We start from the raw sequence: 23429 nt of genomic DNA on the forward strand, positions 1-23429 counted from the left end.
TTTTATAATATCAACTTTATTTGGTTTTTTAATGTTTTATAAGTCTTACTATAACGAATCTTTATATACTTTTAAAGCTTCACCTAAAATTTCTACAGATCTAATTAAATCTACTTTATTTAAAACGTACGCCATTCTAATTTGATTTTTTCCTTCACCTTCGGTAGAATAGAAACCACTTGCAGGGGCTACCATAACCGTTTCGTTATTCAAATTATAGTCTTCTAATAACCATTTTGCAAAATGATCTGAATCTTTTACAGGTAATTCTGCAACACAGTAAAAAGCACCTTTTGGGTTGGCTACTTTTACGCCTTCAATTTTGTTTAATTCTTTAATTAAAGTGTTTCTTCTGTCTACATATTCTTCTTTTACATCATCAAAATATTGTTGAGGTGTATCTAAAGCAGCTTCACTGGCAATTAATGCATATGTTGGCGGACTTAAACGTGCTTGTGCAAATTTAATAGCGGTTTTTATAAAGTCTTCATTTTTAGAAACAATGCATCCAATTCTTGCACCACACATACTATAACGCTTAGAAACAGAATCTATTACAATAGAGTTTTGCTCTAAACCATCTAAAGCCATTACAGAAGTATGCTCTAAACCATCGTAAGTGAATTCTCTATACACTTCATCGGCAATTAAAAATAAATCGTGTTTTAAAACAATTTCTTTTAATTTCTGAATCTCTTCTTTTGAGTATAAGTATCCGGTAGGATTACCTGGGTTACAAATTAATATTGCTTTGGTTTTCTTGGTGATTAATTTCTCAAACTCTTCAATTTTTGGCAATGCAAAATTGTCTTCAATTTTAGAAATTACAGGAACAACTGTAACTCCAGAAGCAGTAGAAAAGCCATTGTAATTAGCGTAAAAAGGCTCAGGGATAATAATTTCATCACCCGGGTCTGTAATACTTCCAATAGTAAAAAGCAAGGCTTCAGAACCACCAGTTGTTACTACAATATTGTCTGCAGTTACGTTAACATTATGTTTTTTATAATAAGAAACTAGTTTATTTCTATATTCTTCAGAACCTTCAGAACGTGCATACGCTAATGTTTGTATGTCATTGTTTTTTACGGCATCTAAAGCAACTTGTGGTGTTTTAATATCTGGTTGACCTATATTTAAATGGAATACTTTAACACCTCTTTTTTTTGCATCTTCAGCATATGGTACCAATTTTCTAATTGGCGATTCTGGCATTTTTAATCCTTTCTTAGATATTGCAGGCATAATTATGTTTTAAATATTTGTATATGCAAATTTCCGAAATATATTTTATTTAATAGAGTATATTAAAGAAACTTTGTAGGTTGATGATTGTGTGTTTTTTAACGTTAAAAACTTAAGTTGTATATTGTATATGTTCTAAAAACAGGCAACTTGATAAAAAAATATGCTCTTATTCTATGCTCATTTTTATTTTCATTAACAATTAATGCTCAGGTGGGTTTTACTTTTAATGAAGGGAATAAGTATCGACAACAAATTAAATTTAGATTAATTAACAACCTAATTGTAATACCTCTAGAAATTAATGGGAAGGAATTGTCTTTTATTTTAGATACAGGAGTGAATAAAACCATTTTATTTAATTTATTTGAAAATGATAGTATTAGCTTATTAAATACTAGAAATGTTAAATTACGTGGTTTAGGTAATGGTGATGCGGTAGATGCTTTAATTTCAAAAAAGAATACATTTAAAATAAAGAACTTAGTAAGTACTAATGAAACTATTTATGTTGTTTTAAATGATTATTTTGATTTATCAAGTAAAATGGGGACTACCATTCATGGTATTATTGGGTATAGTTTATTAAAAAATGTAATTGTAAAAATTAACTATAAGTCAAAAAGGATTCACTTTTACAATCCTAAAACGTTTACATACAGAAAGTGTAAAAAATGCGAAACTATTCCGTTTAAGTTTTACCGTAAAAAGCCATATATTAATGCGGAGGTTCTTTTAGATACTATTGGAGGTACATTTACAAAGGTAAAATTATTGGTAGATTCTGGTGGAAGTGATGCTGTGTGGCTTTTCGAAAACTCTAAGAAATCGATTAGAACACCCAAACGTTTTTTTAATGATATTTTAGGCGAAGGTTTAAGCGGACCTATTTTTGGTAATAGAAGTAGGGTGCCAAAATTTAAACTAGGTAGGTTTGTAATTAAAAGCCCAACGGTTTCTTTTTTAGATTCGGCATCTACACATAATGCTAGAAAATTTAAAGCAAGAAATGGTAGTGTTGGTGGCGGTGTTTTAAGCAGGTTTAAAGTTTGGATTGATTATCCGCATAAAAAAATCACTTTAAAAAAGAATGGCTCTCTTTCTGCTGGCTTTAATTATAATATGAGTGGGTTAGATGTTGTTTATAATGGAAAAGAATTGGTAAAAGAAGAAGTTTTAGAAAAGTTTACCAGTGTTTATGGTAAAGAAGAATTAAACAGAAATTCGGTAGCATTTGTAACTAGTTATTCTTTTAATTTTAAACCATCTTTTGTTATCCGTCATGTGTTAAAAAACTCAGCAGCAGAAAAAGCAGGTGTCTTAAAAGGAGATATTATTCTTAAAATAAATGGCAAACTAGCGCATGAATTAAAGATAGAAGATATTACTCATAAATTTCAAGAAAGAGATAAAAAGAAAATTCGAATTACAATTAAACGCAATGGCGTAAAAATGAAATTCGAATTTCGTTTACTAAAAAAAATATAGTTTAAATATCTGTTAAGATACTTTTTTCTTTTTCTAAAGAAAGTTCTTTTGTTACCATCCCTTTAATTCTAATTACTTTATTTCCTTCTTTTGCATTAGAAAAAACTGTAATAGATTTAGAGAAACCACCAAGTCTATTGGTATCATAAGATACTTTAATTTCTCCTTTTTCTCCTGGCATTATTGGTGCTTCTGGCTTTTTAGGAATTGTACAACCACAAGAAGATTGAATTCTACTAATAACTATTGGTTCATCACCAATATTAGAAAAAACAAAGACTCTTTCTCTGTCAGATCCTTTTTCAATTTTTCCATAGTTAATGGTCTCTTTTTCAAACTTAAATTCTTGAGCGTTTATAGACAAAGAAATAAAGAAGATTACTAATAATGTTCCGAAAGCTTTCATATTTTAATATTTTATACCGTAAATTTATGACTAATAATTTGTTTTAAAAAATCTACTACTAATTTTCTCGACAAATTAGAGTTTTGTATTTTTGCAAACTATATATCAAAAACGATACCAAAGTATGACAATTCCATCTAAATATGATGCAAGCCAAGTAGAAGGTAAATGGTACGACTACTGGATGAAAAATAACTATTTTCATTCTACGCCAGACGAAAGAGAGCCTTATACAATTGTAATTCCGCCACCAAACGTAACAGGCGTTTTACACATGGGGCACATGTTAAATAATACAATTCAAGATGTATTAATTAGACGTGCGCGTTTATTAGGTAAAAATGCATGTTGGGTTCCTGGTACAGATCATGCTTCTATTGCTACGGAAGCAAAAGTGGTTGCCAAGTTAAAAGAGCAAGGAATTAAAAAAAGCGATTTAACACGTGAAGAATTTTTACAACATGCTTTTGATTGGAAAGATGAATACGGAGGTATTATTTTAGAACAATTAAAAAAACTAGGTGCTTCTTGTGATTGGGAAAGAACTGCATTTACCATGGATCCAGAAATGTCTGAATCTGTAATAAAAGTTTTTGTTGATTTATACAACAAAGGTTTAATTTATAGAGGTTACAGAATGGTAAATTGGGATCCGGAAGCAAAAACAACACTTTCTGATGAAGAAGTAATTCACGAAGAAAGACAAGGAAACTTGTATTACTTAAAATATAAAATTGAAGGATCTGAGGATACTTTAACCATTGCAACTACAAGGCCAGAAACTATTTTTGGAGATACTGCAATTTGTATCAACCCAAATGACGAACGTTTTACGCATTTAAAAGGCAAGAAAGCAATTGTACCTTTATCTAACAGAGTAATTCCTATTATAGAGGATGAATATGTAGATTTAGAATTTGGTACAGGTTGTTTAAAAGTGACGCCTGCACACGATGAAAATGATAAGAATTTAGGAGACAAGCACAAATTAGAGGTAATTGATATTTTTAATGATGATGCTTCTTTAAATTCTTTCGGATTACATTATCAAGGTAAAGACCGTTTTGTAGTAAGAAAAGAAATTGCTCAAGAATTAGAAGAAAAAGGTATTTTAGTGAAAACTGAAGTTCATACAAATAAAGTAGGAACATCAGAAAGAACAAAAGCTGTTATAGAGCCAAGATTGTCAGATCAATGGTTTTTAAAGATGAAAGATCTTGCACAACCTGCAATTGATGCAGTTTTGGGTGAAGATGCAGAAATCAACTTATATCCAAAGAAATTTGAAAACACCTACCGTCATTGGATGGAAAATGTGCGTGATTGGAATATTTCTCGTCAACTTTGGTGGGGACAACAAATTCCGGCTTATTTCTACGGAGACGGAAAAGAAGATTTTGTAGTAGCAGAGAATAGGGAAGAGGCATATAAATTAGCAATTTCTAAGAACGTAGTTGATGCTTCATTTAAAATAGAAGATCTTCGTCAAGATGAAGATGCACTAGATACTTGGTTTTCTTCTTGGTTATGGCCAATGTCTGTTTTCGACGGAATTAGAAATCCAGAAAACGAAGAAATTAAATACTATTACCCAACAAACGATTTAGTTACCGGACCAGATATTTTATTTTTCTGGGTAGCAAGAATGATTGTTGCAGGATATGAATATAAAGATGAAAAGCCTTTTAATAATGTTTATTTAACAGGATTAGTTAGAGATAAACAAAGACGTAAAATGTCTAAATCTTTAGGGAACTCTCCGGATGCTTTAAAGTTAATTGAAGATTATGGAGCAGATGGAGTACGAGTTGGACTTTTATTAAGTTCTGCTGCCGGAAACGATTTAATGTTTGAGGAAGATTTATGTCAGCAAGGAAAAGGATTTGCAAATAAAATTTGGAATGCTTTCCGTTTGATAAAAGGTTGGGAAGTAGACGCAAGTTTACCACAACCAGAAACTTCTAAAATTGGTTTAGAATGGTATGAAGCTAAGTTTCAAAAAACGTTGGCAGAAATAGAAGACCATTTCTCTAAATACCGTTTGTCTGATGCTTTAATGGCAATTTATAAACTAATTAATGATGATTTTTCTTCATGGTTATTAGAGATTGTTAAGCCTGCTTACCAACAACCAATAGATAAAACTACGTTTGATGCTATTATAGAAGTTTTAGAAAATAACTTAAAAGTATTGCATCCGTTTATGCCATTTTTATCGGAAGATATTTGGCAATATATTACAGACAGAACACCAGAAGAAGCGTTAATTATTGCAAAATATCCTGTAATTAAAGATTTTGATGCAAAAATTATAGAAGATTTTGAATTTGCAACCGGAGTTGTATCAGGAATTAGAACCATCAGAAAAGATAAGAACATTTCTTTTAAAGATGCCATTGAGTTATTTGTAATTGATAATGATAAAAGCACAAAACAATTTGATGCTGTTATTCAGAAATTAACAAATACATCGGTTATAAACTACGTTTCAGAAAAGGTAGAAGGCGCTTCGTTTAGAGTTAAATCTAATGAATACTTTGTACCAATTTCTATAGAAAATATAGATGTAGAAGCAGAAATTAAAAAATTAGAAGGAGAGCTTAAAAGAGCCCAAGGTTTCTTATTTGGTATTACAAAGAAATTGTCTAACGAGCGTTTTGTGTCTAATGCACCAGAACAAGTGTTGGCTTTAGAACGTAAAAAAGAAGCAGATACCGTTGCTAAAATTGAAACGATTAAAAGTAGTTTGAGTTCGTTACAATAAAAATTTTATATTTTTTTAATATTATAAGTCCATGAAAATTAAGTTTTTATGGACTTTTTTAATTTTTAGTTTAAAAAAACACCTTTTTAAGGTAGGGTATTTATAAATTGAGTTGTTTTATTGATAGTAGTAACTTTTAAATAACAAAATAACCGCTAAAGGTTATATCATTTAAACTAATTAATTATGAAAAAATTTATTATTCCTGTTGTAGCAATTTCTTTGTTAGCAACATCTTGTGTTTCTAAAAAAAAGTATGTTACTTTAGAAAACCAGTATATTAATACAAAAGGAAATCTTCAAAAAACTACTTTAGAAAAAGAAGCATTAGAGGGGAAATTTGCTAAAATTGAGAATAGAGTAGCGGATTATAATGAAAAAATTAATTCTTTAAAAAGTGATAATTCTAGTTTACAAGATGCGAATGATGTAAAGTTAGACATGGTTGGTAAAACAGCAGTTATCTCTAATAAAACGAGAGAGAGAATGAGAGCAACTTTATCTAAAGTAGATCCAACATTACTTTCTGGTGCAAAAACATTAAAAGATTCTTTAAACCTTGCTATTGCTTATAACTTAAAGAATAAAATTAGTACTTCTGATTTATCAGATTCTGATGATTTAAATATCGATATAGATCAAACTGTAGTTATGATTTCTGTTTCGGATAAATTACTATTCAACACAGCAAGTTATAAGGTAAAAAGTGGTGCTTATAATTTAATTGAAAAATTAGCAGCAGTTATAAAATCTGAACCAAGTATGGATGTTATGATTGAAGGACATACAGATTCTAGAACGATTAACAATGTAACTGTACAAGACAATTGGGATTTAAGTGTAAAAAGAGCAACATCTATTGTACGTCTTTTAGAAAGTAAATATAATATTGAGGGGAGTAGATTGATTGCTGCAGGTAGAGGTTCTACTATGCCTTTAGTAGAAAATACTACAAATGCTAATAGAGCAAAAAACAGAAGAACTAGAATTGTAATTTTACCAAATTTAGATAAATTCTTTGCTTTACTTGCAGATGATCAACTTTCTGAATAATAAAAATTGTATGAAAAAGGAAGAGTTTAGGAAAAGAAAGAGTGCAGTATTAAAAAGTGAAAAGCTCCTTGTTAAAGGAGCTTTTTTTTATGTAATAAATAATCTACTTTTGTTAGTAGATAATAAAAAAAGAGCCCTTTAGATTTATAAAACTTAAAGAAGCTTTTATCATTTTATTTTACGCTAAAATGGAATTAATTCTAGTCAGTTCCTCATCAGAAAAAACAGTATTTTCAGTAGCTTTTACACTGTCTAAAATTTGTTCGGTTTTACTAGCCCCAATTAGAACAGATGTAATTCTATCATCTTTTAAAATCCAAGAAATTGCCATTTGTGCTAAATTCTGATTTCTGCTTTTAGCAACTTCATTTAAGGCTTTAATTTTTGGAAGCATTTCCATCACTTTATCTGTTTTTAAATAGCGTCCATCTTTTACAGCTCTTGAATCTTTTGGCAATCCGTTAATATATTTATCCGTTAACATTCCTTGTGCTAATGGAGAAAAGCAAATGGCTCCAACTCCAGAATTTCCTAATAAACCTAAAAGTCCATCTTCTATCCAACGGTCAAATAAACTATATCTTGGTTGGTGAATTAAACATGGAGTTCCTAAGTCTTTTAATATTTTAAAGGCTTTTTCTGCTTCTTTAGGTTTGTAATTAGACAAGCCAACATATAATGCTTTTCCTTGTCTTACTATTAAATCTAAAGCTCCCATAGTTTCTTCTAATGGTGTATCGGAATCTGGTCTATGATGATAAAATATATCAACATACTCCAAATTCATTCTCTGTAAACTTTGGTCTAAACTAGAAATTAAATATTTTTTAGAACCAAAATTCCCATAAGGACCTTCCCACATATCATAACCTGCCTTTGATGAAATAATCAATTCGTCTCTATACTTTTTGAAATCTTTTTTCAAGATTTTTCCAAAAGTTTTTTCAGCAGAACCATAAGGTGGTCCGTAGTTATTAGCTAAATCAAAATGGGTTATTCCATTATCGAACGCACATTTTAATAAGTTTCTTGCATTATCAAAATCGTCATTTTTACCAAAGTTATGCCATAAACCTAAAGAAAGTTCAGGTAACAGCAAACCGCTATTTCCTGTTCTTCTATAGTTCATTTTATTGTACCTCTCTGAATCTGCTTTGTATTTTGCCATGATTATTAATATTTAGGGTCGAATTCTATTTTCAAAGTAACAAAAAAGCAACGATTTTACAATCATTGCTTTTCATATATTTCCGTTATATATCTTTTAAATTTTACTTAATTACCTTGGGTCTTCTTTTTATGTTTTCTAATATCAAATGAATTTTATAATGTCGTAAAACAATTAAAATTCAAAATGTCCTCCTGAGCTTGTCGAAGGATATTCAGTTGTTAAAAAGAAGTATTCGATAAAGCTTGTATTGAGCAAAGTATAAATAATAATACAACTGATTACTAGTTGTTTATGCAAATATAACGAATTCAATTTGTACTATTTAAATAGGCTATTTTTACTGCAAACTGCTACTGAAAACTGAATACTAGATAAGAGCTTCTCTTAACAACGTAACTGGATGTTTTGCGATGCGTTTTGTACCATCAAAAATTTGATGTCTACAACTTGTTCCTGCAGCAGCAATTTCAGTATCTGAACTACAATTTCTAATTTTAGGAAACAAAGTATCTTCACCAACTTGCATAGAAACCTTATAATGTTCTTTTTCATAACCAAAAGAACCAGCCATTCCGCAACAACCAGAACTAATAATGGTTACTTTATAATTTTCTGGAATATTTAAAATTTGAAAACTAGCTTGCGTGCTAGACAATGCTTTTTGATGACAATGTCCATGTATTTTTAAAGTCTTAGACACCTTTGTAAATAAAGAAGTATCAATATTTCCTTTTTCTAATTCTTTTGCTAAAAACTCTTCGAACGTAAAAGCATTTTTCGCTATTTTTTCTGCGGATGTTTTATCATCAGCTAAACGAATATACTCATCTCTAAAACCTAAAATTGCAGAGGGTTCTATTCCTATTAAAGGAGTTTTATCTGTAACAAGATCTTTAAAAATTGCAACATTATTATTACAAATGGCTTTTGCTTCTTTTAAAAATCCTTTAGAAATATGACTTCTACCGCTTTCATCATGTTTTACGGTTTTTACTTCGTAGCCTAATTTCTCTAATACAATAACAGCATCTTGTCCAATTTCTGAATCGTAAAAATTGGTAAATTCATCATTAAATAAATAAACTGCTTTTTTAGATGTTTTTGGGTGATGTTTCTTTAACCAACTTTCTAAAGTTTGATTCGCTAATTTAGGAACTGAACGTTCTACCGCAACTCCTAAAACCTTTTTAGCTAGTGTAGAATTGGTAAAAAAGTTAGTGATAGAAGGTGCTAAACTTCCTAATTTATTATATTTCGCATTATTTGCAAACATTTTATTTCTAAAAGAATACCCGTTTGTTTCTTGATATTGATATAAAAACTCTGCTTTCATTGTAGCAATATCTACATTACTTGGGCATTCTGATGCACATGCTTTACAGCTTAAACATAGATCGAAAACTTGTTTTAATTCTTTATGATTAAATTTATTTGCTTGGTCGGAATTTGTTAAGAATTCACGTAACGTATTTGCTCTTGCTCTAGTGGTGTCTTTTTCGTCTTTGGTAGCTCTATAACTAGGGCACATCGTTCCGCCAGCTTCTACAGGTTTTCTACAATCTCCGGTACCATTACATTTTTCTGCTAATTTTAGAATTCCTTCACTATCAGAAAAATCTTGAATGGTTTTAATTTCTGGTTCTTCTCTATCAATTTCATATCGAAGATTTTTATCCATAGAAAAAGCATCTGTAATTTTTCCTTGGTTAAAAATATTGTTTGGGTCAAAAGCCTTTTTAACTCGTCTTAATAACTGGTAGTTTTTATCACCAATCATTAAAGGAATAAACTCTGCACGCACAATTCCGTCTCCATGTTCACCAGAAAAAGAACCTTGGTATTTTTTTACTAATTCGGCAGTTTCCGTTGTAATTTTTCTGAATAAAACAACGTCTTCCTTTTTCTTTAAATTCAAAATCGGACGTAAATGCAATTCACCAGCGCCAGCATGTGCATAATAAACTGCGTTTTGCTTATATTTAGCCATAATTTGAGTGAATTCCTCAATATAATTTGGCAAATCTTCTAAAGCAACTGCAGTATCTTCTATACAAGCAACCGCTTTATTATCGCCAACAATATTACCCAAAGCACCTAAACCAGCTTTACGTAAATAATGAACTTTAGCAATATCTGCTCCGTACACTTTAGGATGATGATAGCCGAAATTGTTTTTTTCTAAATCGGCAATTAATTTATCTGCTAAAACCTCTGTTTCTTCAATAGTGTTTGCAGAAACTTCTAGCATTAAAACAGCTTCTGGATCTCCTTTTAAAAAGAAACGACTTTTAGCTAATTCTCTGTTGTTTTTAGAACAATCTAAAATGGTTTTATCCATTAACTCACAATTATATAAATTGTGATTCATAGCAATTACTGTGGCAATTAAACTTTCATTTACGGTTTTAAAATGTGTACAAACCATAATGCTTTCTGTAGGAGGAAGCACATCTAATTGCAAGGTAATTGACGTTGAAAAAGCCAAAGTACCTTCACTCCCTGCTAATAATTTTGCAACGTTTATGGTTGGTGAAGTTCCGCCAAATAAGTCTGACGTTAATAACTCGTCAATCGCATAACCGGTACATCTTCTATGAATACTTTTTTTAGGGAATTCATTCTTTATTTCTTCTTGATTTTCTGTTATAGAAAGTTCATCAAAAAGACTTTTGTATATTTTTCCTTCTTGTGTGTTTTCTTTCGTTTTTTTGATAAAATCTGCAGCACTAATTTCTTTAAAAATAGCAGTGCTACCATCACTTAAAACAGCATCAATTTCTAAAACTTTATCACGTGTTACTCCATATTTTATAGAAGTACTTCCAGAGGAGTTATTACCAACCATTCCACCCATCATACAACGGTTAGAGGTGGAGGTGTTTGGACCAAAAAACAAACCAAATGGTTTTAAATACACATTTAAAGAATCTCTTACAATACCAGGTTGTAGCGTAATTGTTTTTGCTTTTTCATCAAAAGAAATAATATTGGTAAAATGCTTAGAAACATCTACTACAAGTCCGTCACCAACACATTGTCCTGCTAAAGAAGTTCCGGCAGTTCTAGGTATTAAAGTAATCTTATTTTTAGTTGCAAAGGCAATTAGGGTTTTTAAGTCTTTTTCATCCTTTGGAAATGCTACTGCTAATGGAATTTTCCTGTAAACAGAAGCGTCTGTTGCATATAATGTTTTGTGTAACTTATCAAAAAGAACATCACCAGAAAGTGAGTTGTTTAAATTATCTAAAGTAGTATTGTCTATCATTATTTACTATTAAAAAGTAAGAATAAGAAACAAATATCCGAATAAAAAATCATTATTTCTATCTCAAAAAACTTCTTTAATTATTTTTATTGATTCTATAAAAAATGGTTAATAAAACTGCTAATTTGAAAGTATAAAAAAGTGATATTTTAATTTTTTTGCTAATTCTAAGAATAGTAATAATACTAGGTTTTAAAAAGTATCTTTGCAAAATATTATTTAGCAAAAATTTGTATTCAGATTGCTGCTATTTTTTTCTAATTTTATTATTTAAAATCGTGAATTGTAAATGTTAAGTATCTGCAATTCTATATAATACCACATAAATTAATGAGTTCAGCGCTGCAAATAAACAAACCAACACCAATTCACCCTGGTGATGATCTAATAAAATTCGATAGCAATACAGATGTAAGGGAAACGCTTTATGCGATGAGAGAAGGCAAATCTGTTTTAATTACGGAATTTTATAGCAACGGAATGTTACTTTTAAAAGAGTTGCAAAAACATTTAAAAATCCGTTTGCCAAATAAAACAATTAAAGAGCAACATGCATTTCGTGTAGAATATCATACACTTTCTAATCAAATTTTATTACAAATTAAAAATCAAAAAGTGGTGGTAGACAAAGCACCTAAAATTGGTTGGTTTTCTAAATTGTATGCAAATAAAAATAATTTTTTATTAACGTTTCCAGAAGTTCAAAGACTAAACAGTGCTTGGCAAAAGTATAATAAGGGAATTAAAGTGCCTGTTTTAAGAAACAAAGTACATCCTTATTTAGGTACATATTTTCCTACTCGTTTCGATCATTTAACGTTATTTGATAATTGGTTAAAACGATACGAAGGACCGAAGAAATCTGCTATAGATGTTGGTATTGGTAGTGGAGTTTTGTCTTTTCAAATGGTGCAACATGGTTTTCAGAAAGTATTTGGTACAGATACAAACCCAAATGCAATTTTGGGGTTAAAAGAATTTATGGGAGAGACTAAGTTGTCTCGTAAAATAGAGTTAGAACACGGAAACCTTTTTGCTACAATAGAGAAAGAAACCGAATTAATTGTTTTTAATCCACCTTGGTTACCTGCAATTTCTAATGAAGAAAATATAGATGAAGCTGTTTATTATAATAAAAACTTGTTTCCTAAGTTTTTTGCAGAAGCAAGTAATAGATTAGCTGAAGATGGAAGGTTAGTGATTTTATTCTCTAATTCTGCTCAAATAAAAAAGCTGACAAAAGAAAATCCTATTGAAAAAGAATTGGCTAAAGGAGTTCGTTTTAAACTAGAAAAATGTTTAAAGAAAACAATTAAACCTACGGTTGATAAAACAAAAAGAAACAAAAAAGAAGCTCCTTTAGAAGAAGTACAACTTTGGGTTTTGACTAAAGTTTAGATAATTATTTGTAATTTCTGCCAAAGGGAGAAAATTTATTACAATCATAATACTTAACTTATCTCTCTAAATTTCGGGAAGTTTATATAAAAATAAAGGATAGCAATTCGTTTTGCTATCCTTTATTTTTTGTGATAAATGTAATATCTGAAAAAGACACAAAATGTTCTCGATACAAAATTTCTGGAAAAGAAGTTTCACTCGAACTTACAGTTCGTGCTATTGGGTTTAGTGTGGAGTTGTCACATCAAGTAATTTTGCTTTTTGCAAAATTGTATCTAGATAATTTTAACTTATGAGCTAACACGATTTTTAGAAAAAGTGAATAAACCCAAAATAGGTCCAATAGCTAACAGCGCAAAAATAACATTAGAATCTGTAATGCTTTTAAAGTTACTTATTAATTGAATGCTAACAATAGTAATGGCAAAACCAATGCAATTAACAATGGTGAGCGCTGTTCCTTTATTTTCTGAAGCTACATTTTGAGCTACTAAAGTAGAAAATAATGGAGAATCTGCAACAACAACCATTCCCCAGAAGAGTAAAAAAGCTATAAACAGGTTTTCATTAGCTAGTTGAAACATCAACGGAGAAATAAGGCAACAGATACAAGATAAAAATAAGGCTAAATAAGCAATGCTCTTTGGGCCATGTTTTTCAGATAAATAACCACCTATTACACAAGATATACTTCCAATTGCAATAATTATAAATGATAATAAAGGGATGTTAAAAGAAACATCAGCATGTAAATTCTCATAGATTTTTAAAAGAATGGGCACAAAAGTCCAAAAAGTATAGAGTTCCCACATGTGTCCGAAATAACCAAAAGCAGCTTTTCGAAACTTTACGTTTTTAAAAATGGAAAAACAGATGGTAATATCTAATTTTTTCCCAGCAGTTCTATAAGGTCCGTTAGGCACAAAAAGTAACATTAATAATCCGCCAAAAGCAGCTAAAATAGAGATGGATACTATAATTGTTTTCCATGTATAATTTTGCATTAAATCTTTAAGTAAATGCGGTAAAGCAGTGCCTAAAACCAATGCACCAACTAAATAACCTAAAGATTTACCTAAGCCTTTGTTGTAATAATCTGTAGCAATTTTCATCCCTACAGGATAAATTCCTGCTAAGAAAAACCCGGTTAAAAAACGCATTCCTATTAGTGTTAAAAAAGTTTGATTTTCAAAAATAAGTCTCAAGTTAAAAAACGCGCCTAAAATAGCACAGAAAAAAAACACTTTAGATGGCGAAAACCGATCTGCAATGGTAAACAAAGCAAATACCAACGTACCCATAATAAAGCCAAATTGCACTGCAGAGGTTAAGTAGCCTAAAGCAATATCACTTAAGTTAAAACTAGTTACTAAATCTGTCATTACTCCGTTGCTTGCAAACCATAAAGAGGTGCAACAAAACTGAGAAATAATGATTACTGGTAAAATATATTTTGATTTGCTCATATAAAAGCAAAAGTACAAAAAGCAGGTAATAATCAATTGAAAAATGTTTTGCTACTTCATTAGAATTTCTATCTTTGGTTCTGATGAAAAAAGTAAAAATCATAGAATGTCCGCGTGATGCGATGCAAGGAATAAAAAGCCATTTTATTTCTACAGAACAAAAAGCATTGTATATAAACTCTTTATTAAAAGTAGGGTTTGATACGATTGATTTTGGCAGCTTTGTTTCTCCAAAAGCAATTCCGCAAATGCGAGATACTGCCGCTGTTTTATCAAAATTAGATTTGTCTAGAACCCAAAGTAAACTGTTAGCCATTATAGCCAATGTAAGAGGAGCAGATGATGCCTCTCAGTTTGAAGAAATTGATTATTTAGGATATCCATTTTCAATTTCAGAAAACTTTCAAATGCGTAACACGCACAAAACAATAGCAGAATCTATAGAAACCCTAGATGCCATTTTAAATATTGCAGATAAAAGCAACAAGGAAGTGGTTGCCTATTTATCTATGGGCTTTGGAAATCCGTATGGAGATCCTTGGAATGTGGAAATAGTAGGTGAGTGGACAGAAAAATTATCTAAAATGGGCGTTAAAATTTTATCTCTTTCAGATACCGTGGGTAGTTCTACGCCAGAAGTAATAGATTATTTATTTTCGAATTTAATTTCTGCTTATCCAAAAATAGAATTTGGCGCACATTTACATACTACACCAGATAAATGGCACGAAAAAGTAGACGCAGCTTACAAAGCTGGTTGTAACCGTTTTGATGGTGCAATTAAAGGCTACGGTGGTTGCCCAATGGCAAAAGATGAATTGACGGGTAATATGCCAACAGAAAAATTATTGAGTTATTTTACAGCTCAAAAAGCAGATACTAATTTAAAACCAATGAGTTTTGAAAGTGCTTATAACAAAGCATTAGAGACTTTTATTTAAGATTTTATTTAAAGTTGAAGTGACTAAAATTTACATAATCTGAAAGGAGAAAAGTAAAAAATTTCAAGCTAAATCTGTTTTAACTTCTCATCATATCTTAAAAAAATTAAAAGCCTTATATCCGTTTTTAAAATTAACAGACGCATTACAAAGCTAACAACCCATATATAATGAAATTTATAAAATTACTTCCATTTTTTCTATCAATATTCGTAGTTATTTCTTGCTCTAAAGATGATGGTAAAATAAACTTTACTTTTCTACAATTAAATGATGTCTACGAAATTGCACCCATACAAGGTGGAGAATATGGCGGAATGGCAAGAGTAGAAACGGTACACAAAGAATTATTAAAAGAGAACCCAAATACCATGCTTTTTATGGCAGGCGATTTTTTAAATCCGTCTTTATTAGGTACCATAAAAGTAGACGGAGAAAGAGTAAGAGGAAAACAAATGGTAGAAGTAATGAATGCTATGAATTTCGATTTGGTAGCATTTGGTAATCATGAGTTTGATGTTTCTAAAAAAGACCTTCAGAAAAGATTAAACGAAAGCAATTTTCCTTGGATAACTGCCAACGTAAAACAAACAACAAGAGAAGCAGCAATTCCTTTTTATAAAGAAATAAACGGACAAAAAGAACATATAGGAGAAACTTTTATTAAAGAATTTTCTGATAAAGACGGTACCAAAATAAAAGTAGGCTTTATAAGTGTTTGTATACCTTCTAACCCAAAAGAGTTTGTAGAATACGGTAATATGTTTGTAAAAGCAAGAGCTTCTTATGCAGCTATAAAAGATTCTGTAGATGTAGTTTTTGGTTTAACACATGTTAAATTAACTAATGATAAAAGAATAGCAAAGTTAATACCTAATTTACCCTTAATTATGGGAGGTCATGAGCACACTAACTCTTATGACACTATAGGAAAGGTAATTATAGCTAAAGCAGATGCTAATGCAAAAACAATGTATGTACATCGAATTTCTTATGATAAAAAAACGAAGAAAACAGTAGTGATATCAGAATTAAAAGAAATTAATTCAACAATAAAGTCGGATAAAAAAATAGCCGAAATTGTAAATAAATGGCAAACCATTTTAACATCAAAAATTAAAGAAATTATTAAGAACCCAGAAGCAGTTATTTTTGAAGCTAAAATACCTTTAGATGGTAGAGATACACCCATTAGAAGTACACAAACAAATTTAGGTCTAGTAATAACCAAAGCAATGTCTTTTGCGTTTAATGATGAAGTAGATTGTGCTTTGGTGAATGGAGGTTCTATAAGAATTGACGACCAATTAAGTGGTCATATAACTGCAGTAGATATTTTTAGAGTATTGCCCTATGGAGGCGAAGTTTTAAAAGTTAAAATAAAAGGAAGACTATTAAAACGTGTTTTAGATTATGGTGTTTTAGCTGTAGGCAACGGCGCTTATTTACAACGTTATAATGCAGAGAAAGTAGGTGAGAAGTGGATGATTAAAAGTGAAGAATTAAACGTAAATAAAACGTATACGGTTGCTTTTTCTGACTATTTATTAAAAGGGTTTGATATTCCTTTTTTATCAAAAGAAAATAAAGAAATACTTGCTGTATATACTCCCCAAAAAGAAGAATTAGCTTATGATATTAGAAAAGCTGTTGTTGCTTATTTTGAAAACTTATAAGTTGTTAACTGATTTTTAGGTATTTACTTGTTGTATGTTGGTTTTATTTAAATTAAATCTAAATAAACTTTGTCAATGTAAAAATCAATTTTATATTTGCGGAAAATTATTTGTAATTAATCTAAATAAATGAAAAAAGTAATCCTATCGTTAGCAATTGTAGCAACATTAATATCTTGTAATAGTAATGATGATGAAAACCCAACAGTTTCACCATCAAGCTATAGTTTTTCTAGAAACGGAGAATCTACCGTAAGTTATGGTGGCCAAACGACAAGAATTAAAATGGGAGAAGAGTTGTTAGATGCTTTAAAAGTACCTACAGAAACAGTAACTTCTTTAAACAGTAAATTTGCCCATTCAGAAGGGAATTTAGATTTTTCTGAAGCAAGTTTAAATGAATCAAATAAAAGTATTAGAAGTAAAACGGCAGCGTCTACAGATTTTTATGCAGCAAACTCTACAGATGCTTCTACTATAAAAACACAATTTGATACTTGGATTTCTTTACAAGTAACCGAGGTTTTTCCTAATTGGAATGTAAATGCTTCTGCAGGTGTTGCAGGTCAAATTCAACAAGCAGGTGGTGGATCTTTAAGATATATTAATGCAAAAGGATTAGAGTATAACCAAGCAATTAATAAAGGTTTAATTGGAGCTTTAGTGGTAGATCAAATTTTAAATAATTATTTAAGTACTGCTGTTTTAGATGAAGCGTCTAATAGAACAGATAACGATAATGAAACTTTAGATGGAGATCATAACTACACCACCATGGAACATAAATGGGATGAAGCTTTTGGTTATTTATACGCTTTAGAGGCAGATGCTACTTCTCCCGTTTTAAATAACGACAGTTTCTTAAATGAATATTTAAGCAGAGTTAATGACGATGAAGATTTTGCAGGTATTGCAGCAGATATTTACAATGCTTTTACTTTAGGTAGGGCAGCAATTGTAAATAAAGATTATATAACTAGAGATCGTCAGGTAGCAATTTTAAAAGAAAAAATTTCTGAAGTTATTGCAGTAAGAGGTATTTACTATTTACAACAAGGTAAAGCTGTTTTAAGTGTAGATGAAGCAGCTGCTTTTCACGCATTATCAGAAGCAGTAGGTTTTATTTATAGCTTACAATTTACAAGACAACCAAACTCTACAGAACCATATTTATCAAAAACAGAAGTAGATACAATTTTAGAAACACTACAATCTGGTAATGGTTTTTGGGATGTTACAACTACAACTTTAGATGAGGTATCAGAAACTATAGCTTCTAAATTCAATTTTACAGTTTTACAGGCAGGTAGTTAATACCTTAATAGTTCTTTTTAAGAATAGTAAAAAGTATTTTTTTAAATGCTTTTTACTATTTTTGCTTTATATTTAGATTTAATAAAAATAAGATGATTAAAAATTTTTGTATCCTTTTTATATCCATAACTTTATTTGCTTCTTGTAATTCTTCTGATGAAGGAGAACCAAAAGTAAAAGATAGTTTTGATAGAAATGCAATGCTTGTAAATATTGCAGATAATATTATAGTTCCTGCTTATGATGATTTTAGCTCAAAAATGACCGCTTTAAAAACTGCAGGAGAAACATTTACTACAACTCCAAATCAAGTAAATTTAGACGCTTTAAGAACTTCTTGGTTAACAGCATACAAAACTTGGCAACATATAGAAATGTTTAATATTGGTAAAGCAGACGAGCTTCAATATTCTTTTCACATGAATATTTACCCTTTAACGGTTGCAGATGTAGAAACTAATATATCTAATGGAGTGTACGATTTAGATAGTGCTAATAATCATGATGCACAAGGTTTTCCTGCATTAGACTATTTATTGTATGGTGTCGCAGATTCTGATGCAACTATCTTAGCTAAATACACTACAGATACCAATAAAGACAATTATAAAAAATACATTACAGACGTTTTAAATAAAATGAATACACTTACTACAAGTGTCGTTTCAGATTTTAAAACACAAAGAGATAGTTTTGTTACAAGTACTTCTAATACCGTAAACAGTGCTGTAAACATGCTAATTAATGATTATATTTTTTACTACGAAAAAGGATTAAGAGCAAATAAAATAGGAATACCTGCAGGTATTTTTTCTGCAACACCTTTGCCTGAAAAAGTAGAAGGTTTTTATAAAAATAATGTTTCTAAAGAATTAGCTTTAGAAGCTTTAACTGCGGTTCAAGATTTATTTGAAGGGAAACATTTCAGTTCTTCAACTGTTGGCCCTAGTTTTCAACAATATTTAGAAGCTTTAAATGGTGGGAATATTGTTGCAGGTATAAAGACTCAATTTAGACTTGCAAATATAGAAATTAACAAATTAGACAATAGTTTTTCTACACAAATTAATACAGATAATTCTGCAATGACAATGGCGTATGATGAATTACAAAAAGTAGTTATTTTATTAAAGGTTGATATGTTACAGGCTTTTAATATAAGTGTAGATTATGTTGATGCAGATGGAGATTAATACATATTAATCTATTGAACGGATTTTTTCTCCTGGAAGGTTTTCTTTTATACCTTGTAGGTGTTTATAAAAGATGTTTACCAAGATAGAAATAATATACCTACAAGGTTTTTGAAACCTTGCAGGATAAGTACAGAACTTTTTCAGTTTTTTTTATTTTGATGAAATTTTTAAATTACAATTTTAAAGAACAAACAAATGCAGCTCCTTTAGCTGTTTTTCGTTTGTTTTTTGGTTTTATGATGTTTGCTAGTATTGTGCGTTTTTGGGCAAACGGTTGGATTGAAACATTGTATCTAGAACCAAAGTTTCATTTTACGTATTATGGATTCAGTTGGATAAAACCAATAGGTAATTACACGTATTTGCTGTTTATTATTTGTGGCTTATCTGCTCTTTTTGTAGCGTTTGGTTATAAATATAGATTGGCAATAATTACCTTTTTTCTATCCTTTACGTATATAGAATTCATGGATAAAACCACGTATTTAAACCATTATTATTTTATTACTGTTCTTAGTTTTGTACTTATTTTTTTACCTGCAAATGCTACTTTTTCTGTTGATAATTTAATCAACAAAAAGAAATATACAAACATACCAAAATGGACTATTGATATTATTAAAATCCTTTTAGGCGTTGTGTATTTTTATGCAGGTTTGGCAAAACTAAATTCAGATTGGATGTTTAGAGCAATGCCTCTAAAAATATGGTTGCCATCTAAATATGATTTTCCTTTAATTGGAAATACTTTTATGCAACAAGAGTGGTTTCATTTTGCCATGAGTTGGTCTGGTATGTTGTATGATTTAACCATTCCGTTTTTATTATTGTACAAAAGAACAAGAGTTTTTGCGTTTGTTTTAGTGGTTTTTTTCCATGTATTTACAAGGATTCTGTTCCCAATTGGTATGTTTCCTTTTGTGATGATTATTTCTACATTGATATTTTTTGATGCTGGTTTTCATCAGAAAATAATAGCTTTTATAAAAAGATATATCCTAAATGTCAGTTCGAATGATTTTGAGGAACGAAAAATTGTATCGAGAACTAATTTATCTCCTAGAGCGCAGTCGAGAGGTGTTGTTTTAAATCAAAACTATACGTTTTCAACTTTTAAAGGGAAAATGGTTTTACCAATTTTAGGCGTGTTTTTAATAATTCAATTACTAATGCCTTTTAGATCTTTATTGTATCCGGGAGAATTATTTTGGACAGAAGAAGGTTATCGTTTTTCTTGGCGAGTTATGTTAATGGAAAAAGCAGGAATGACAACCTTTAGAGTGTTAGATACAAAAACAGGCCGTTCTTTTATGGTGGATAATAAAGATTTTTTAACCACATTTCAAGAAAAACAAATGAGTTATCAACCTGATTTTATTTTAGAATACGTGCATTATTTGGGCGATCATTTTAAAAGTCAGGGACATAAAAATATTGCTATTTTTGCAGAAAGTTACGTCGCCTTAAACGGACGATTAAGTACAAGATTCATCAACCCAAAGGTAGATTTGTATCAACAAAAAGAAAGCTTTAAACACAAAGATTGGATTATTCCGTTTTCATCAAAAATAAAAATTAAAGGAATTTAAGTATATGAAATTTAGAATCATTTTTATCATTCTTACCTTATTACAAACGGCAATTTACAGTCAATATAAAGTATCTGGAACCGTAGTTTCTGATGGGAATAAAGCTTTAAAAAATGTAGAAATCTATAATGAATCTGGCGGATTATTAACACAAACAGACGCATTAGGAAAATTTTCTTTTTCGGTTGATAAAGAAACAGTTTCTCTTGTATTTTATACTGATAATTTTAGAGTAAATAGAACTGTTTTAAATTCTGATGCCTATAATGATGTGAAAATTGTTTTAAACTCGTTCTCAGAAGAATTATCAGAAATTGAAATAAAAGCCAGAAAACGTAAGGTCTTTGAGTTAAAAAGATTGAAAGATGTAGAAGGAACTTCTATTTTTGCAGGTAAAAAAACAGAAGTCGTTTTGGTGAATCAATCTGCGGCAGCTTTATCAACAAATAATGCGCGTCAGATTTTTAATCAAGTTGCAGGTTTAAATATTTATCAGAATGATGATGCCGGTTTGCAGTTAAATATTGGTGGTAGAGGTTTAGATCCTAACAGAACCGCTAATTTTAATACACGTCAGAATGGATATGATATTAGCGCAGATGTTTTAGGATATCCAGAAAGTTATTACACTCCAGCAAGTGAAGGGTTAGATGAAATACAAGTAATTCGTGGTGCAGCTTCTTTGCAATACGGAACGCAATTTGGTGGTTTGGTAAATTTTGTAACCAAGAAACCAACCGAAAACCAAGAAATTGTTTTTAGAAATACTGTTGGAAGTTACGGTTTGTACACCAACTTTACCAGTTTGAGTAACACACACGGAAAGTTTAGTTATTACACGTATGTAAATTATAAAAAAGGAGACGGATTTAGACCGAATTCAGAATTTGAATCTACCAATGTATTTGCACATTTAGGCTATAAAATTAACGATAAAAGTAAGTTGTCTGCAGAAGTTACCGTGTTAAAATATTTAGCACAACAAGCAGGTGGTTTAACAGATAGAATGTTTAATGAAGATCCTTTACAGAGTAATAGAGCGCGTAATTGGTTTCAGGTAAAATGGTTTTTATACAATCTAAAATGGGAACATGCTTTTTCTGATAAAACCAATTTTTCTTTTAATTTCTTTGGTTTAGATGCGTCTAGAGATGCCTTAGGATTTAGAACAAATAGAGTAAGTCAAGCAGATTCTGGAGATGAAAGAGACTTGATAAAAGGTACTTTCAAAAACTTTGGTTTTGAGTCGCGTTTGGTTAGTGATTATACCTTGTTTGATAAAAAATCTACTTTTTTGATTGGTACCAAGTTTTATAAAGCAAACAATACCAATATGCAAGGTCCTGGATCTGATGGTTCGGATGCCGATTTTAAGATGTATTTAGATGAATCTCCAGATTATCCGAGGCAATCGGATAGTAAATTCCCTAATTTGAATGTGTCTTTATTTGGTGAAAACATTATGTATATAAATGATAAACTATCAATTACACCAGGTTTTAGATTGGAGTATATCAATACAAAAAGAGATGAGATTGTTAAAGAGTTTAAGTTTGATGCTGCAGGAAATAAAATAGATGAAAGTATAGATGACGTGGAAGATTCTAACGAAAGAACATTTGCTTTATTAGGATTGGGAACAAGTTATAAACTGAATAATACCACGGAGTTTTACGGTAATATTTCTCAAAATTACCGTTCCGTAACTTTTTCTGATATTAGTACGGCAAATCCTGCTTTTGAAATTTCGCCAGATATTTCTGACGAAAATGGTTTTACAATTGATGCAGGTTTTCGTGGTAATTACAAAAACTTCTTTTCTTATGACGCCAATGTTTTTGGGTTGTTTTATAATGATAGAATTAATATTTATACAAGAGATGATGGTAAAGCAGAAAGAGCAAATATTGGTGATGCAAGAATTTTAGGAGTTGAAAGTTTGATAGATTTTAACCTAAAAAAACTGTTTACTAATAATTCTGATTATGTGTTAAATTACTTTATAAATTCTTCTTTTATAACATCAGAATACACAAAATCGGATATTAATGGAGTAGTGGGGAATGAAGTAGAGTTTATACCAAAGATCAATATAAAAACAGGTGCACGTTTTGGGTACAAAGACTTTTTAGCAAGTATTCAATATTCTTATTTATCAAGTCAGTTTTCTGATGCTACAAATGCATCTGGAGGAAGTATTAGCGGAGTTACAGGAGAAATACCTGCCTATGATATTTTAGACTTTTCTGCTTCTTATAAATTTAAATTTATGAAGCTAGAAACGGGTGTAAATAATCTTTTAGACAATAGTTATTTTACACGTAGAGCAACGGGGTATCCTGGTCCGGGAATTATTCCATCGTCACCAAGAAATTATTATGTTACTTTAGAATTTAAGTTTTAAAAAGGCAACTTTTATTAAATTTATTGATATAAAAAAGAGGTTCTCTAAAA

General features: G+C 30.2%; 15 protein-coding genes. 10 read left to right on the forward strand and 5 right to left on the reverse strand.

Features of this window, described 5'->3' with window-relative positions:
• Nucleotides 1–48: 48 nt before the first annotated feature.
• Nucleotides 49–1245, reverse strand: coding sequence for a pyridoxal phosphate-dependent aminotransferase (locus tag GQS58_RS07755; RefSeq protein ID WP_166384556.1), 1197 nt, complete (start codon nucleotides 1243–1245; stop codon nucleotides 49–51).
• A 150-nt stretch (nucleotides 1246–1395) separates the two neighbouring features.
• Between GQS58_RS07755 and GQS58_RS07760 the strand changes: the two genes are divergently transcribed.
• The gene (locus GQS58_RS07760) at nucleotides 1396–2733 is read left to right on the forward strand and encodes an aspartyl protease family protein (protein ID WP_166384559.1); all 1338 of its coding nucleotides are present in this window, start codon (nucleotides 1396–1398) and stop codon (nucleotides 2731–2733) included.
• A 1-nt stretch (nucleotide 2734) separates the two neighbouring features.
• On the opposite strand, the gene GQS58_RS07765 is transcribed toward GQS58_RS07760, so the two are convergent.
• Nucleotides 2735–3139 (reverse strand): DUF1573 domain-containing protein, encoded by a 405-nt coding sequence (locus GQS58_RS07765; RefSeq protein WP_166384561.1) that lies wholly within the window; start codon nucleotides 3137–3139, stop codon nucleotides 2735–2737.
• 124 nt (nucleotides 3140–3263) lie between these two features.
• Between GQS58_RS07765 and GQS58_RS07770 the strand changes: the two genes are divergently transcribed.
• Nucleotides 3264–5903: a valine--tRNA ligase gene (locus GQS58_RS07770; protein ID WP_166384563.1), complete on the forward strand. Its 2640-nt coding sequence runs from the start codon at nucleotides 3264–3266 to the stop codon at nucleotides 5901–5903.
• Nucleotides 5904–6089: 186 nt separating this feature from the next.
• On the forward strand, nucleotides 6090–6956 hold the full coding sequence (locus tag GQS58_RS07775; protein WP_166384565.1) for a flagellar motor protein MotB: 867 nt from the start codon (nucleotides 6090–6092) through the stop codon (nucleotides 6954–6956).
• Nucleotides 6957–7134: 178 nt separating this feature from the next.
• On the opposite strand, the gene GQS58_RS07780 is transcribed toward GQS58_RS07775, so the two are convergent.
• Nucleotides 7135–8124, reverse strand: coding sequence for an aldo/keto reductase (locus GQS58_RS07780; RefSeq protein WP_166384567.1), 990 nt, complete (start codon nucleotides 8122–8124; stop codon nucleotides 7135–7137).
• Between the two features lie 370 nt (nucleotides 8125–8494).
• Entirely contained in the window at nucleotides 8495–11392 is a 2898-nt protein-coding gene (locus GQS58_RS07785; RefSeq protein ID WP_166384569.1) for an FAD-binding and (Fe-S)-binding domain-containing protein, read from the reverse strand.
• 330 nt (nucleotides 11393–11722) lie between these two features.
• Here GQS58_RS07785 and GQS58_RS07790 point away from each other — a divergent pair, with 330 nt between their 5' ends.
• Nucleotides 11723–12790 carry a methyltransferase gene (locus GQS58_RS07790; protein WP_166384571.1) on the forward strand — a complete coding sequence of 356 codons (1068 nt, stop codon included), beginning with the start codon at nucleotides 11723–11725 and terminating at the stop codon, nucleotides 12788–12790.
• A 293-nt stretch (nucleotides 12791–13083) separates the two neighbouring features.
• Here GQS58_RS07790 and GQS58_RS07795 read toward each other — a convergent pair whose 3' ends face one another.
• Nucleotides 13084–14259 (reverse strand): MFS transporter, encoded by a 1176-nt coding sequence (locus tag GQS58_RS07795; protein WP_166384573.1) that lies wholly within the window; start codon nucleotides 14257–14259, stop codon nucleotides 13084–13086.
• An 83-nt stretch (nucleotides 14260–14342) separates the two neighbouring features.
• On the opposite strand from GQS58_RS07795, the gene GQS58_RS07800 reads away from it, so the two are divergent.
• The 6 genes from GQS58_RS07800 (at nucleotide 14343) to GQS58_RS07825 (ending at nucleotide 23379) form a co-directional block, all read left to right on the forward strand.
• On the forward strand, nucleotides 14343–15200 hold the full coding sequence (locus GQS58_RS07800; RefSeq protein WP_166384575.1) for a hydroxymethylglutaryl-CoA lyase: 858 nt from the start codon (nucleotides 14343–14345) through the stop codon (nucleotides 15198–15200).
• 170 nt (nucleotides 15201–15370) lie between these two features.
• Nucleotides 15371–16876: a bifunctional metallophosphatase/5'-nucleotidase gene (locus GQS58_RS07805; RefSeq protein WP_166384577.1), complete on the forward strand. Its 1506-nt coding sequence runs from the start codon at nucleotides 15371–15373 to the stop codon at nucleotides 16874–16876.
• 129 nt (nucleotides 16877–17005) lie between these two features.
• The gene (locus GQS58_RS07810; protein ID WP_166384579.1) at nucleotides 17006–18190 is read left to right on the forward strand and encodes a DUF4856 domain-containing protein; all 1185 of its coding nucleotides are present in this window, start codon (nucleotides 17006–17008) and stop codon (nucleotides 18188–18190) included.
• 92 nt (nucleotides 18191–18282) lie between these two features.
• Entirely contained in the window at nucleotides 18283–19383 is a 1101-nt protein-coding gene (locus GQS58_RS07815; RefSeq protein ID WP_166384581.1) for an imelysin family protein, read from the forward strand.
• A 161-nt stretch (nucleotides 19384–19544) separates the two neighbouring features.
• A complete protein-coding gene (locus tag GQS58_RS07820) occupies nucleotides 19545–20975 on the forward strand; it encodes an HTTM domain-containing protein (protein WP_166385028.1) in 1431 nt (476 codons plus the stop codon).
• A 4-nt stretch (nucleotides 20976–20979) separates the two neighbouring features.
• Nucleotides 20980–23379: a TonB-dependent receptor family protein gene (locus tag GQS58_RS07825; RefSeq protein ID WP_166384583.1), complete on the forward strand. Its 2400-nt coding sequence runs from the start codon at nucleotides 20980–20982 to the stop codon at nucleotides 23377–23379.
• Nucleotides 23380–23429 lie beyond the last annotated feature (50 nt).

The sequence above is a fragment of the Polaribacter sp. 11A2H genome (genome assembly GCF_011379025.1).
In the GTDB taxonomy this organism is placed as follows: domain Bacteria; phylum Bacteroidota; class Bacteroidia; order Flavobacteriales; family Flavobacteriaceae; genus Polaribacter.